This is a genomic window from Burkholderia sp. S-53 (genome assembly GCF_025560745.1).
GTDB classification, from domain to species: Bacteria; Pseudomonadota; Gammaproteobacteria; order Burkholderiales; family Burkholderiaceae; genus Burkholderia; species Burkholderia pyrrocinia.
This window is the reverse complement of sequence record NZ_CP090482.1, coordinates 839,011-853,487: the sequence shown is the minus strand read 5'-3', so window position 1 is coordinate 853,487 and position 14,477 is coordinate 839,011. Positions and strand designations below refer to the sequence as shown.

The window sequence follows — 14,477 nt, the reverse complement described above, 5'->3', positions numbered from 1 at the left end:
GCGCCTCCGTCACCGCAGATCTGTTGCTGCCGGACCGGACGACCGAATGGGTTCCGCTGCGAACGAGATCGAGAACGCAAACGGAAAACGTCCTAGCACGAAGCGCGCGGCAGTCTCGAGCCCGGGATTGCTCAGCTCGACCGAGACCGACACTCCGCCGGAACCGCTGGTCGAGACGTCGACTGATGCGCCTGGCGCTCCACCCTGGTCCAATGCCGCGCGGAGTGCGTCACTCGTCTCGCGGCGCTTGAGTTCCGGTTTGAATATCTTGCCGACGCCGGTGAGCGGGATCGCCTCGACGATTCGGACGTGCTTGGGCAGGGCGGCGCGTTCCGCGATCTCCTGCTGCATGAACATTTCCAGATCGTGTTCGCTAGCGGTCATGCCCGGCTTGAGCTGAACATACGCGACCGGCAACTCGCCGGCATACGCATCGGGGCGCCCGATTGCCGCGGCGATCTGGACCGCCGGGTGTCGATGCAGCGGTTCCTCGATCGTCGCCGGGTCGATATTGTGTCCGCCGCGGATGATCAAATCCTTCTTGCGGCCGGTCAGCCAGAAGTAACCGTCGATGTCGCAGCGGCCGAGGTCGCCGGTGTTGAGCCAGCGCTTGCCGTCGCCGAGATCGAGCCACAGGGCCTCGTTCTGGTCGGGACGCGTGTAGCCGGTGAACACGTTCGGCCCGGAGATCACGAGCAACCCCTCCTCGTTAGCCGCGCAGTCGCGCAGATACCGTCCCGCATCGTCCACGACGACCGCCTTCATCGCCTGGAAGGGGATGCGAAGCCCGATTGATCCCAGCCGACGCTCGCCGTTCGGCGGGTTGACGCTGCTCACGCACGTTCCTTCGGTCAGGCCGTAACCTTCGAGAATCCGGATGCCCGTTTTTTCCTGGAAGGCCCTGAAGACGCCGACCGGCATCGGCGCGGCACCGCACAGGCCGTATTCGAGCGAGTCAATGACATGATCCTCGGAGGGAATGTCGAGCAGCGAAGCATAAAGCGTCGGGACGCCACTGAAGAAATTGATGTGATGATGTTCGACGACTTCCCAGAAGCGTTTGACGACGCCGTCGCCCCGGTAACCCTGCGGTGTGCCGAGCACGACATGGGCACCGCGCGAGAATGGCAGGAGGCCGGTCACCATCGCGGCGTTGACGTGAAAGAGCGGCAAGCCGCAAAAAGTCGTTTTGCCGGGGCCGATACTGTCGGCGAGGAACCGGCCGGCGCTCCAGGCATTCGCCACTTCGTTGCCGTGACTGCGCATCGCGATTTTCGGCAACCCGGTGGTTCCACCGGTACAGAAGAAGGAGGACATGTCGCCGGGTTGAATGCGGCGCACATTGTCGAGCGCTGTACCGGATTCCCGCGCGATTGCCGTACCGAAGTCGTGGATCTGGATGTGCGCAGGCACTGCGCTGCGCAAACCGCCAGCGCCGTACAGCTGCGCACACGCGTCGTGCTGGAGCGTGCGTGCCGTTGACTGCGCCATGCCCCGCACGCGATCGGCCAGGTTGACCAGCACGAGATGCCGCAGCGGCTCGACCTCATGAAGGATGTCCGCGACTTTTTGCCAGAGATCGATCCCGGGAAATGGCGCGAGCGTCACGAGCACGCTGGCGCCGGCGGCTTTGAGCAGCTGACCGATCGCTTCACCTTCAAGCAGCGGATTGATCGCGCATACGATGCCGGTCGCCTGTCCGCCCCAGATCACGAAATGCGTTTCGGGCAGATTGGGCAGCAAATAAGCGATCACCGACTGCGAATTCACACCGAGGCGCGCGAACATGTTGGCCGTGCGCGTGATGTCGCGGACCAGCTCGCGATAGGTCCAGCACTCGGCGTCGCGGTGCGCGTCGGCGGTCATGAAAAAGGAGAGGGCGGGGGCGGACGGATCGATGGCCGCACCGGCGCAAATCATCTCGTACGTGCTGGCCGGAAGGTTGGCCGGAAGGCCCTGCGCTTCGATTGCCAGCACGTCGTCCTGGGTCGCGATACCGTTCATGCTGCTTCGTCCACGATCTCGTTACGTTGCACGCCCAGGTCGATCGACCCGTCGCGGCTCGCGATCCGGGCTTCGACGATGTCTCCGGCCTTCAGATACTGCGCTCGCCCCGCCTGCACCTTCATGAACATCTTCCATTTGACGGATTCGGGAAAAAGCGCGACGGCTCGCTGCTTGAGCGGCGACGGGATGCTGAGTGCGCAGCCGGCCGGCGTGCCGGTCGCGAGCAGGTCGCCGGCGCGAAGGTCGTGCACGCCCGACAACTCGGTCAACGTTTCCGCCGGACCGTAGACGAGGTTCGATGTCGAGTCCTGCTGGCGCACCGCGCCGTTGACGGTCAACGTCAGGTCGAGCGCCTTCAGCTTCGGGAAGTCACGCCGCTCGAGCAGGCACAGATAGGGGCCGACCGGGCCAAACGTCCGGAAGCTCTTGCCCTTGTAGAACTGCATCTGCGGGATCTGGACATCGCGCGCGGAATAGTCGTTGACGATCACGGTGCCGGCGACATAGTCGTGCAAGTTCGCGTCCGTGATCTGCCGGTGAGACGTGATGTCGCGTTTGAGGATGAGGCCGAGCTCGATTTCGTAGTCGAGAAACCGGACGTGCCTCGGTTTCACGACCTGTGAGTCGGCGGCGACGATGCAACTCGTCGCCTTCGTGAAGATCATGTTGAACTTTTTCGCGTCCGGATCCATGCCCGATTCGATCATGTGGCGACGATAATTCGCGCCCTGGCAAACGAATTGCTGGTTGGCTGTGACCGGTGGCAGCCACTCCACGTTTGACTCCGGAATCGTCGATCCGTCGAGCGTGGCGAGTCGTTCAACCGGATTCGCCGCGAGAAAGCCCGCGGTTGTCTCGAAGTCGCCGGGAATCGGCGTGACGGCGCCGTTGGCGACCACACCCCATTGGGCGCGGCCATGATGCCGGAAGTGCAGGACATGCAGTGACATGAATGATCTCTCGTGAGTCGAATGGGCGGTTGGGGATCAGGCGAACAGCTTCGCCAGGGTCAGCAGCTTGCTGACCGTCAGATCGGGGCTGCGGCGCAGGTTGCGGAACAGCGCCGCGAGGCTCGACGGCGTGAGCCGTGGCTTCGTGAAGCTGCGCGGCATCGTCGGGCCCCACTGCGCCATCGCTTCGCGGCTGACCGCGTGCACGCCCGTCGGCTCGTCGGCCGTGAACAGATCGCCGTCGCAATAGTGTTCGTGCTTGTCGCCCCACGGGTCCTGCCAATAGTCGAAGATCTGGCTGCCGAGAATGTGCCGGCCGATGCCCCACGCGTGCGTCCACCCGTTGTCGCGGAGCATGCGCTGGCCCATGCCGACGGCATCGGCGTCGACCAGTTCGTACGCGCTATGGCTATACGTCGGCACGAACCCTTGAGCGAGCGCGAGCGTATGGTGATCGGCCGGCCTCTCGCCGAGATCGAGCCGCATGAACGCAACGGCGGGTGAGCCGTCCGGCAGCACCTGGACGTCGCTGGGGATAAACCCGAAATGCTGCGTGTACCACGCGCAGGTTTCCTGGTAGTCGGCGAGTTCGAGCACGACGTGCCCGAGCCGAATGATCTCGGGCGCGCGCACCGGCGGGCGCTGCGTCTCGTTGATCCGCACGGGGGTGTCGACTGAGTTGAACGGGAGCGGAGCACGATGCGGCAACGTGTCGGCGCGTGTCTGGCCGGCAATCGCATCGACCCGAAAACCCGACGGATCGGCGAGACGCACCCGGTGGCCGCCACCGGGCCAATCCGATGCCTCGATCGCCGACGCGCCAGGGACTTTGGCGAGCGCCTCCAGATCGGCACGGCTGTCGACCCGCAATCCGAAGCCCACGAAGCGGGCCTTCGGCGCCTGGCGAACCACATAGCAGAAGTGTGCGGTGCCCGTTCCACGCAGCAGCAACAGCGAGTCGTTCCGAAGCACCGTTCGGAGACCGAAGTCGTTGAGGAAGTGCTCCGCCTCGTCGAGATCGGGACGATCGAAGATCAGATAGGCGAGCGCCGACGCCTTCGTTGTGGGGTGTGGGTGGCGAGCCGGTTGTGTGGTGGTCAGTTTCATGGCGGATGACAATCAGGCGGATCGAATGGTGCTCGCGAAGGCACACGCCGTCGCACCGAGGGGCTTGCCGCGCAACGACAGGCATGCAATCGAATCGCGGCACGACGTGACTTGCCGGCCCGTGAAGATTGCGAAGTCGATCGTCGATTTCGCATGGAGGCGGCGCTCCTCGTCGCAGGTGCCGGGAGTCCGCAGCGCTTCGTCGCCGAGTGCGATTGCGCGTGGGGCGACGCGTATCTCGGCAGCCTTGTCGACGATCAAGACGTTGACTTCGTAACGAGCCCGCCGATTGGCCATTGCGGCGCCGAATGCGCCGAATCCTGCGATCAGTGTGCCGAGCGCCAAAGGCAGCGCACGCTCGGTCGAAGAGCGCGAGTTGTTGTCAATGGACGCGCGGGCGCCCGTGTGCAGTTGTGTCTCCACCGTATCTCCATTCGTCGTTCGATCGGTTCTTGAGGGTTTGTCAGCCACCTTTTGTGACATTAAAGTCATAGATGATAATTTTGTCAATGTAGACGTTTGAATCTATACTTGGGCACGAACAAGCATCGGAAACGTCATGACGAATACCCCGAGTCGCCGGACACCAAAGCGCTCCGCTCCGGAAGCATCCAGTCCCGCGGTCGCCGAAGAGCGTGAGCCGCGTGGCGCGCGCCGCAAGCGGGAGACCCGTGCCCGCCTGCTGGACGCCGCGCTCAGACTGATGGCGCAAAAGGGCATGGAAGGCGTCGCCATCAACGAGATCACCGAGGCCGCCGACGTCGGCTTCGGCTCGTTCTACAACCACTTCGAATCGAAGGAGGCGATCTACGCCACTCTGGTGGAATCGGTATTCGAGGAGTTCGCGGATTCGCTCGATCGCTTGGCAAGCGGCCTGTCCGACCCGGCGGAAATCATCTCCGTCTCGGTGCGACATACGCTGATGCGTGCGCGGCGCGAGCCGGTATGGGGACACTTCCTGATACGCGAGGGCTTTTCGGCGCGCGTCCTGACGCTTGGCCTGGGTCAACGCCTGCTGCGGGACATCGAGCGCGGTATCGCCGAGAAGCGCTTCGTCGTTGCCGACCCATTCATCGGCTTCCTTTCGGTTGGCGGTACAGTGCTGACCGCGATTGCCGCCGAGCTCAACTTCGTCGCTCCGGGCGCGCCGGCGGCCGGTGTTCTCAAGGAACTCGGCTTCAGCGGAGAGCATTTTCCGGAGCGCACGGCGGCGACGCTTCTGCATACGCTGGGGCTCAAGCGTGCGGAAGCCGAGAAGATCGCAAGCCGGCCGCTGCCGGTCGTGGAGGCGGCTGAGACGGCACAGTGACACAACGAGGTGACGCAAGCGCCGGCGAGACCATCGCAAGCGCTTGTGCAGTACCCGTCAGCTGACTTGTTGCGCCGAGCCTGGCGTATTTCGTCCAGCCGGCACACGTCGAAGCGGGGCAGCGCATGGTCGATGCGGGCGTCATATCGGATGCTCGCCATCCGGACGTCGCACGAAAGGTCGCTTTCGCGGCTAACCCGCTGACCTCCTTTATTGCCAAATACGAGCAATTCCGGATGACGCTCCAGATAGTGCGCGAGTGCATTGAGCGACTGGAGCGTACGGGTCAGCTCCAGCATGGACTCGTGGACGACGGTTGGCATCGGCGAATCCTGCTGCAACGTCGACTCAAACGCGTTGAACGTGCGTTGTGCAGCGGCCAGCGTGTCCCGTGCGCGACACGCCCCGCTCGTCGGGGGGGGGGCCGAACAACTGGCTCGCATGCGCTAGCATGCCATTCTGACTGTTGCCGATTCCGTCGGACGAAATCCGGTCGAGCTTGCATGCGGTGTCGCCGATCCTGGTCGATGCACCGGAACGCAAGCCGATGTCTATGTAGTCGAGTTCTACAGGGCCGTGTAGACCACGTTGTTCCGCTTCGCGTATGCCCATTCGACGTAGCCGATCGCGCCCGGCAGGCGCTGCACGAAGGCCGCGACGCCGTCGTTGCCCTTGCGGGCGAGGATCGTGCCATCGTGACCCCGTGCGGCGCGACGTTCGGTGGGCCAGGCGCTGATCGAAACAGGCGAGGTCGCGTCGATTGATAACCACATTGCATCAATCCTTCCAAAAATCGCACTTATCGTTTGATCGATGCCGGGCGAACATTCCAGAAAACGACAATCGACCAGCCTCATCCCGCGTATTTCAGGTTTTTCAGGAGACACCCAGATGCACCCCTCGTCCAGCCTTCCGGCCGAACGTTCGAAGGCCGCTGCGATCTTTCGCGTCACGGCCGGCAATTTTCTCGAGCAGTTCGACTTCTTCCTGTTCGGCTTCTACGCCACGCAGATCGCCAACGTCTTCTTCCCCGCGCAGAGCGAGTTCGCCTCGTTGATGATGACCTTCGCCGTGTTCGGCGCCGGCTTCCTGATGCGCCCGCTGGGCGCCATCGTGCTGGGCGCGTACATCGACGAAGTCGGCCGCCGCAAGGGTCTTATCGTCACCCTGTCCATCATGGCGAGCGGCACCATCCTGATTGCGTTCGTGCCGGGCTACGCGACCATCGGCCTGCTGGCGCCCGTGCTCGTGCTGATCGGGCGGTTGCTGCAGGGCTTCTCCGCAGGTGCCGAACTGGGCGGCGTATCGGTCTATCTCGCCGAACTGGCGACGCCTGGCCGCAAGGGTTTCTTCACGAGCTGGCAATCGGCCAGCCAGCAGGTTGCGATCGTCATCGCGGCGGGCCTCGGCTTCGCGCTCAATCAGTGGCTGAACGCATCGCAGATCGCCGCCTGGGGATGGCGCGTGCCGTTCTTCGTCGGCTGCATGATCGTGCCGTTCATCTTCATGCTGCGCCGCAACCTGGAGGAAACCCAGGAGTTCAAGGCCCGCAAGCATCGTCCAGGGATGAAGGAAGTGTTCGGTACGCTGGTCCAGAACTGGGGCGTCGTGGTCGCTGGCATGATGCTGGTCGCGATGACCACCACGAGCTTCTATCTGATCACGGTGTACGCGCCGACCTTCGGCAAGACGGTGCTGCATCTGAGCACCGCCGACAGCCTGCTCGTGACGCTTTGCGTAGGCGTGTCGAACTTCGTGTGGCTGCCGCTCGGCGGTGCGCTGTCCGATCGGATCGGCCGTCGGCCGCTGCTGGTCGGCATGACGATGCTCACCGTCCTGACCGCCTATCCGGCGCTGTCGTTCCTCGCTCACGCGCCGTCGTTCGCCAACATGCTGCTCGTCCTGCTTTGGCTCTCGTTCATGTACGGGATCTATAACGGTGCGATGGTCGTCGCGCTCACCGAAGTGATGCCGGTGCAGGTGCGTGTCGCGGGCTTCTCGCTCGCCTACAGCCTCGCGACGGCCGTGTTCGGCGGCTTCACGCCGGCCATCTCGACCGGGCTCATTCACATGACGGGCGACAAGGCAGCACCCGGCTACTGGATGAGCTTCGCCGCAGTGTGCGCGCTGCTCGCGACGTTCGCGCTCTACCGTCACCGCACGGCAACGCTCACGCCGGCGCATTGACGTTCGGCCCATCCGGAACTTCACCAACACACACGAGTTCGCATGACCACGACCATGAGAAATCAGCTCCTGAAATTTTGCGCGACCGCGCTCGTCGCCACCGCGGCGTTTGCGGTCAACGTGCAGGCGGCCGAGCTCCACGTGATGAGCTCGGGTGGCTTCACCGCCGCCTATAAACTGCTCGGCCCCCGGTTCGCGTCCACGACCGGCAATACGCTCGATACCGCGCTCGGCCCGTCGATGGGCCAGTCGCCCGAAGCGATTCCGAACCGGCTCGCGCGCGGCGAGCCCGCCGACGCCGTCATCATGGTCGGCTACGCGCTGGACGAACTGATCAAGCAAGGCAAGGTCATCCCCGGATCCCGCGTCGAACTGGCCGACTCGCGCATCGGCATGGTCGTGCGCGACGGCGCGGCAAAGCCCGACATCAGCACCGCCGAAGGTCTCAAGCAGGCGCTGCTGCACGCGAAGTCGATCGCCTACTCGGACAGTGCGAGCGGCGTGTATATCGAACGCGAGCTGTTCAAGAAGCTCGGCATCGAGGACCAGGTGAAGTCGAAGGCGAAGATGATTCCGCGGATTCCGGTCGCTTCTGTCGTCGCGAACGGCGACTACGAAATCGGCTTCCAGCAGGTCAGCGAGCTGCTGCCGGTCAAGGGGGCGACCTTCGTCGACAAGATTCCCGAATCGCTGCAGTCCGTCACGCGCTTCGCCGCCGGCATCCCCGTTGGCGCGCAGCATCCGAAGGAAGCGAAGGCGCTGCTCGACTATCTTGTGTCGCCCGACGTGCAGGCCGACGTGAAATCGACCGGGCTGGATTCCGCTTCCGCTCATTGAGCCCGATCGGCGGGAAGGCCTGCGTCAGACCGCCTTCCCGTCACCGCCGGCCGGCATCTGCCGTGACCGTGTTGTCATCGGCTCCGTTCGGGGATGCCGGGTCAGACATGGCGAGCCTCTGCGTAAGACGTGTACGATCGCACGCGCCTTCCCACGACGACACGAAGATCACCGCGCAGGCATTACTGATCACGCTGGTCAGCGCGCGCGCCTCGGACATGAAGCGGTCGATGCCGACCAGCATCGCCACCCCGGCGACGGGCAGGTCGGGCATGACGGCGAGCGTGGCGACCAGCGCAACCAGCCCGCTACCGGAAACACCGGCCGCACCTTTTGATGTGAGCAGCATGATGGCGAGCATCACCGCGATCTGCGACGCGGAGAGAGGCACGTCGCACGCCTGCGCGATGAACAATGCGGCGAGCGTCAGGTAGATCGCGGTACCGTCCAGATTGAAGGAATAGCCCGCCGGCAGCACGAGTCCCACGATACCCTTGTCGCAGCCGAGTGCCTCTAGCTTGACGATCAGACGCGGCAGAACGGGCTCCGTGGACGACGTCGCGAGGACGATGAGCAATTCTTCGCGCAGGTAGCGCAGGAGCCGCCACAGCGCGAAACCGTGCAGTCGCGCAAACGGTGCGAGCACCAGCGTGACGAACAACACGCAGGCCACATAGAAGGACGCCATCAGCTTCGCAAGCGAGCCGACCGAACCGATGCCAAAACGGCCCACTGTGAAGGCCATCGCGCCGAATGCGCCGAGCGGCGCGAGCCGCATGATCATCGCGAGCACGCGAAAGACGACCTGGGCGACGCCGTCGATCAGCGCAAGAACGGGCCGGCCGGCCCGCGGGTGCGCATTCAACGAGAAGCCGAACAACAGCGACAGCAGCAGCACCGGCAACACGTCGCCTTTGGCGAACGCGCCGAGCATCGTGTCCGGAATCACGCTCAGCCCGAACGCAACAAGCCCCCGCGGTTCCGCATGCTTCGCATACGGAGCGAGGATGCTCGCATCCAGGTGGTGGACATCGATGTGCATGCCGGCGCCGGGTTGCAGCACGTATGCGGTGACGAGCCCGAGCGCGAGCGCGGCGGCCGTCAACAGATAGAAGAGCGCCAGTGCCCGCACGATCGTGCGGCCGATTGCCTTCCCGTTCGCCAGCGACGTGATGCCCGAGACGATCGTGCAAAAGACGATCGGGGCGATGGTCATCTTGACCAGGCCGACGAACGCATCGCTGAGGGGCTTGAGCATCGCGCCCGCCGCCGGCCATGCGTGACCGATGCCCATGCCGAGCATCATCGCGAGCAGAACCTGCACGTAAAGCGATCTAAGCAGCCTGGCCAACCTCACTGTCCGTTCTTCCTTCGTGTCTCTCTGTCGTCGTTACACCGATGCGCCGCTGCGTGCGATACCGCCACGCTTCGCCTCGATGACCATCCGATGAAATGCCTCGGCGGCTGGTGTGAGCGGTCGTCCGCGCCGCTTCACGATTCCCACACGTCGTTTGACGACCGGTTCGACGAGCGGCACGCTCGTGAGAATAGGGTGGTCATGCCCGGGCATCGCCATCGAGGGTACCGCGGCGACGCCGAGCCCCGCTTCGATCAATCCGAGCAGGGTCGTCACGTGGCGTGTCTCGCAGACGCTCGGTACGTGCGGGGCGACGGCGGTCAGCGCCTGGTCGAGCAGCAGGCGGTTGCCGGAAGTCTTGTCGACCGACACATACTCGTGCTCGTAAAGTTCGTTCCAGGTCACGCGCTTCTTGCGAGCGAGCGGGTGGTCGCGGCGACAGGCGGCAACGAACCGTTCCTGGAGCAACACCTTGAACTCGATCTCCGCCTCCTGGCTGCCGATGAAGCTCACGCCGAAATCCGCCTCGCCGCTGATGACGGCCCCGAGCACCTCGTTGGCGCTTGCATCGAGCAGTTTCACCCTGATGCGCGGAAAGCGCTGATGATAGCGCGCGATGATGGCGGGAAGAAAGTAGTAGGCGACCGACGGCACGCATGCGATCGTCACATGGCCCAGGCGGCTCGATGAAACGTCGCGAATGCCGAGCAGGGCGGCGTCGAGATCGTCGAGCAGTTGTTCGGCACTCTGCGCGAACACGCGACCGACTGTGGTGAGCGAGACGCTACGCGTGGTGCGCTCGAATAGTCGTACGCCGAGCGCTTCCTCGAGCTTGTCGATACGACGGCTCAAGGCCGGCTGGGAAATGTTGACTGCGTCGGCGGCCTTTCGGAAGCTTCCCGTTTCCACAACGGCGCGAAATGCCTGCAAGTCGGTTAAGTCGAAGTTGATCCCCACAGGCAGATCTCCGCCACTCAGATGCTGAGCATTGTGCATGATTCTGCCGGCGCCATGCGCGTTGCATTGCCTGAAACCCGATGTCTTCGGGTTTGCCCGCCGTTGTTGCCCGAACCGCGCACGATAGTCCCGCGGCGATGCGCCGACGCATTTTTCAAACGCACGCTGTCACGCGTCCGCGCTTCCGGATCCCGATCGTTCGGCGATCCGTTCGAGCGGCGAGTCGGCACCGCTCCAGCAGTGCCGTCGCACGCCCGGCACGCGCAGCCAGCAGGTAACGGGCCGGTGAAAGCCCGGTCTCGTCGAGGCGTGTGATCCTTGCGCTGCGGCAGATCGTCGGATCATGGAAATCGAGGAGATTACCTGGCGACCAAGGTCGCGTGGATGATTTTTGGCAGCCACGCATACGCAATCGTTACCAGCGTCACGCCGACGACGAGCATCGGCACGACCATGGGCCACGCGCCCCACTGATAACGCGGATCGGCGAATCCGGCTGCCGTCTGTCCTACGCTGAAGGCGAAGAACATCATGATGAAGCCGGACCAGGATACGGCGCGGCCTGCAAGGTGAGGCAGGCCGCTGACCGCCCCTGCTTGCCCGCACGGCTGATGGATCCCGTGGCCGAGGCAATACACGCCATGCCCGGCGAGCAGCGGCCAGATGCTGCCGGGAAGCAGCGCACACCCCAATGCCTGAATCACCGCGCCGCAGAGGCTCAGCGTTGCGCCTTGCCGCACCGTTCGCAGCATGCTCTGACGTCGCAACAACAGGCGGCAGCCATACGTACTCAGGACATAGACGAGCGTACCGCCCGCCGGTATCCAGCCATAACGCTGGGGCGAGATGCCGAGCTGCCCGATGTAGATTGCAGGAGACAGCAGGAGAAAGCAGAACATGCCGGTGTACGTCGAGGCGGCCAGCAACGCCCATACCCTGAACGTGGCATTGCCGAATATCTCGCGCACGTCCCGGATCGAGCCTCGGTTCGAAGCGATTCTGACGAAGCTTTCCTCGAAGCCGTACCAGCACATGACGAGCAGCCCGAATGCATACAGGCTCATCCCCGCGAGCACCCATCGCCATCCGGCATGCTGTGCGACATACGCACCGAGAATCGGCGCGAGGAACGCCATCATCCCCATTCCCATGAAACCACGTGCCATCACGTACGGGCCATCGGCTGCCGAATACCGGTCGCGCACCGTCGCGCGCGCGCATACCAGGATCGCGGCCATGGCAAAACCCTGCATCGCGCGAGCGGCTACCAGCATCGCTGCGCTCGAGGCGAGCGCAGCCGCGAGCGCTGCCATCGCATAGAGCGCAAGGCCGCTCAGCAACACGGGACGGCGGCCGAATCGGTCGGACAGGCTGCCCATCGGCAATTGCCCGATACCGAATATCAATGCGAAAACCGTGAGGCTGACGCTGGCGGATCCCAGCGTTGCGGCGATTTCAGGCAGCGCCGGCAGGTAACTGTCGGTCGCCACCGGCTGGGCCGCCAGCAGAAGCGGCAACATGAGCGCGAAGTTCAGGCGAGCCGGGCGCATGGTGTCCGGCATGACGGTTTTCGGCACGGTATCAGGCATCGGTAACGCAAGCGGGCTCTGTCAGTGAGGGCGCGGCGCAAGCTGGAAATGATTGGCGGATGGGGCGCCGAACACGACGCCCCGTCGAACGCAGCCTAGCTGCCGACGGATCCTGGCACGTGTTCGCGCACGATGCGATGGCGCGACATCGCCGCGACGCGCAACCGGTCGTATTCTGCCTTGTCGACCGGTTGAGCGTTCGCTCGTCCCAGGTCGTTCATATGGACACGATGGGTCTCGCGTGCGCTCAAGGCTGCGAGCGACGCAATCACGGTGATGCCGAACGCGATCGCACCGACGATCAGCCAGACGTGATGTGCGCCGGGCGGCGCGACCGCCGTGAAAAGCGCGGGCAGCATCGCCGTGGCCGCGGTACCGAGGTTCTGCGCGATTGCCATCGCCGAGACGCGCGTGCGGGTCGGGAAGAGTTCCGGGTAAAAGGCGGGAAATACGGCGTTGTAGCCCTGATACACGACACCCCACATGAGCATCGACATCGCGAATGCGAGCGGCACGTTGCGGATGCTGATCGCATACAGGTAGGCAAACGCGAGCAGGCCGGCCGCCAGCGAGCCGACGATGATCGGCGGCCGGCGTCCGACCCGGTCGGACAGGTTGCCGACGAACGGAATCACGATCATCGCAACGATATTGCCCACCACCGTGATCCAGAGATAGATATCTTTCTGGAATCCGATTCCATACGCCGGCTGGACCGCATAGGCTGCGCCGAAGATCGTGGCGACGACCGGAATCACGTTCATCATCGACATGCAGGCAACGCGCACCATATCGGGAAAGTGGTGCCTGAAAGCGTCGGCAACGGGCGAGCCGGTTTGCGACCGGTTGCGTACCGCTTCATCGAAGGCCGGCGACTCGTCGACCTCGCGGCGAATGATCAAACCCGCGACGATGACCAGCGCACTCAGCAGGAACGGAATGCGCCAGCCCCAGCTATCGAATTTTGCGGACGGCATGTAGTAGGCGAGCGGCAGGAACACGGCGGCGGCCAGCACTTGCCCGGCCTGCACGCCCTGTAGCGTGAAGCTGACGAAGTATCCGCGCCGACCGAACGGCGCGTGCTCCAGGATCATCGAGCTCGCGCCGGTGATCTCGCCGGCCACGGCGAAACCCTGCAGCAGGCGAAGCGCCACCAGCAACGCCGGCGCGATCAGCCCGGCTTGCTGATAGGTCGGCAGGAGGCCGACTCCGACGGTCGAGATTCCCATCAGGAACATGCAGAAGAGCAGGACGGTTTTCCGTCCGCGCGTGTCGCCGAGATGACCCAGCACGAACGCGCCGATCGGGCGGGACACATAGCCGACACCGTAAGTGGCCAGCGACGCGATGATGGCCGTCGTGGGGCTGCCGTGCGGAAAGAATATCTGCGGGAAGATCAGCGCCGATGCCGTGGCGTAGATGAAGAAATCGTAGTATTCGAGCACCGAGCCGATCCAGCCGCTGACGGCGGCTTTTCTCGATTGTTGCCTGCCCCTGGGCGTGTCTCGCAAGGTCGTGGTCATCGTCGTCTCCAGATATTGATATGTGTGCCGGGCAACGCGGGTGATGCGTGGAGTCGTCACTGCCCGATGTATCGACTCCGTTGTGTGACCTGACCGGGGCCCGTCGATACGACGCACGGCGAACCACCGCGGTGCGCCACGCCGTGCACCAGGGGACGGCTGTGCATGTGCGTCGGTCCCGCATCGGCAGCCGATGCGTGAATCGGCCTATGCCTCGCCGAGCGCCGAGACCGCGGCCCTCAGCGCCAGCAGATAGCTTTGGACGCCGAAGCCGCAAATCTGCCCGCTGACGATCTCGGCCAGGACGGAGTGATGCCGGAACGGCTCGCGTGCATGAATGTTGGACATGTGCAGTTCGACGATCGGGCACGTGAGGATGGCAAGGGCATCGCGAATGCCGTAGCTGTAATGCGTCCATGCGCCCGCGTTGATCAGCACCGCGTCCTGGCGTTCCTCGAAAGCGCGATGAATGCGCTCGCACATCGCTCCTTCGCTGTTTGTCTGGAACGATTCCACCTGTGCACCCAGTTCCGTCGCCAGTCCTTGCAGCCGTGCATCGATCTGCGCGAGCGTGATCGTCCCGTACTGTGCCGGGTCGCGCTTGCCGAACATGTTGTGATTGATGCCGTGCAGCATCAGGATCTTCTTCATGCG

The 14,477-nt window shown here is 64.0% G+C and carries 12 protein-coding genes and 1 pseudogene; 3 read left to right on the top strand and 10 right to left on the bottom strand.

Annotation, left to right across the window (positions count from 1 at the left end; genetic code table 11):
* Positions 1 to 9 precede the first annotated feature (9 nt).
* From LXM88_RS03470 to LXM88_RS03455, 4 genes are read right to left on the bottom strand one after another with little or no spacing between them, the layout of a single operon-like run.
* Positions 10 to 2,004 carry an acyl-CoA synthetase gene (locus LXM88_RS03470; protein ID WP_262530531.1) on the bottom strand — a complete coding sequence of 665 codons (1,995 nt, stop codon included), beginning with the start codon at positions 2,002 to 2,004 and terminating at the stop codon, positions 10 to 12.
* On the bottom strand, positions 2,001 to 2,957 hold the full coding sequence (locus LXM88_RS03465; RefSeq protein ID WP_262530530.1) for a fumarylacetoacetate hydrolase family protein: 957 nt from the start codon (positions 2,955 to 2,957) through the stop codon (positions 2,001 to 2,003). The genes LXM88_RS03470 and LXM88_RS03465 overlap by 4 nt, the downstream gene beginning before the upstream one ends.
* Before the next feature lie 36 nt (positions 2,958 to 2,993).
* On the bottom strand, positions 2,994 to 4,064 hold the full coding sequence (locus tag LXM88_RS03460) for a VOC family protein (RefSeq protein ID WP_262530529.1): 1,071 nt from the start codon (positions 4,062 to 4,064) through the stop codon (positions 2,994 to 2,996).
* A 12-nt stretch (positions 4,065 to 4,076) separates the two neighbouring features.
* Positions 4,077 to 4,487: a hypothetical protein gene (locus LXM88_RS03455; RefSeq protein ID WP_231944195.1), complete on the bottom strand. Its 411-nt coding sequence runs from the start codon at positions 4,485 to 4,487 to the stop codon at positions 4,077 to 4,079.
* A gap of 136 nt (positions 4,488 to 4,623) precedes the next feature.
* Here LXM88_RS03455 and LXM88_RS03450 point away from each other — a divergent pair, with 136 nt between their 5' ends.
* A complete protein-coding gene (locus tag LXM88_RS03450) occupies positions 4,624 to 5,373 on the top strand; it encodes a TetR/AcrR family transcriptional regulator (protein WP_096476040.1) in 750 nt (249 codons plus the stop codon).
* A gap of 569 nt (positions 5,374 to 5,942) precedes the next feature.
* Here the strand turns inward: LXM88_RS03450 and LXM88_RS03445 are convergent.
* Positions 5,943 to 6,047: pseudogene (locus LXM88_RS03445) on the bottom strand (phosphate ABC transporter substrate-binding protein PstS); the annotation flags it as partial.
* Between the two features lie 217 nt (positions 6,048 to 6,264).
* Here LXM88_RS03445 and LXM88_RS03440 point away from each other — a divergent pair.
* On the top strand, positions 6,265 to 7,560 hold the full coding sequence (locus LXM88_RS03440) for an MFS transporter (protein ID WP_096476041.1): 1,296 nt from the start codon (positions 6,265 to 6,267) through the stop codon (positions 7,558 to 7,560).
* 54 nt (positions 7,561 to 7,614) lie between these two features.
* Positions 7,615 to 8,397 carry a substrate-binding domain-containing protein gene (locus tag LXM88_RS03435; protein WP_096476417.1) on the top strand — a complete coding sequence of 261 codons (783 nt, stop codon included), beginning with the start codon at positions 7,615 to 7,617 and terminating at the stop codon, positions 8,395 to 8,397.
* 40 nt (positions 8,398 to 8,437) lie between these two features.
* Here LXM88_RS03435 and dctA read toward each other — a convergent pair whose 3' ends face one another.
* The 5 genes from dctA to aroQ form a co-directional block, all read right to left on the bottom strand.
* Positions 8,438 to 9,754, bottom strand: a complete 1,317-nt coding sequence (gene dctA / locus LXM88_RS03430) for a C4-dicarboxylate transporter DctA (protein WP_262530528.1) — start codon at positions 9,752 to 9,754, stop codon at positions 8,438 to 8,440.
* A 33-nt stretch (positions 9,755 to 9,787) separates the two neighbouring features.
* Positions 9,788 to 10,711 (bottom strand): LysR family transcriptional regulator, encoded by a 924-nt coding sequence (locus tag LXM88_RS03425; protein ID WP_096476043.1) that lies wholly within the window; start codon positions 10,709 to 10,711, stop codon positions 9,788 to 9,790.
* A 359-nt stretch (positions 10,712 to 11,070) separates the two neighbouring features.
* Complete coding sequence (locus LXM88_RS03420) at positions 11,071 to 12,273, bottom strand: MFS transporter (RefSeq protein WP_096476418.1); 1,203 nt, start codon at positions 12,271 to 12,273, stop codon at positions 11,071 to 11,073.
* A 122-nt stretch (positions 12,274 to 12,395) separates the two neighbouring features.
* The gene (locus LXM88_RS03415) at positions 12,396 to 13,823 is read right to left on the bottom strand and encodes an MFS transporter (protein ID WP_262530527.1); all 1,428 of its coding nucleotides are present in this window, start codon (positions 13,821 to 13,823) and stop codon (positions 12,396 to 12,398) included.
* A 207-nt stretch (positions 13,824 to 14,030) separates the two neighbouring features.
* Positions 14,031 to 14,474, bottom strand: a complete 444-nt coding sequence (gene aroQ / locus LXM88_RS03410) for a type II 3-dehydroquinate dehydratase (protein WP_262530526.1) — start codon at positions 14,472 to 14,474, stop codon at positions 14,031 to 14,033.
* Between the last annotated feature and the right edge of the window lie 3 nt (positions 14,475 to 14,477).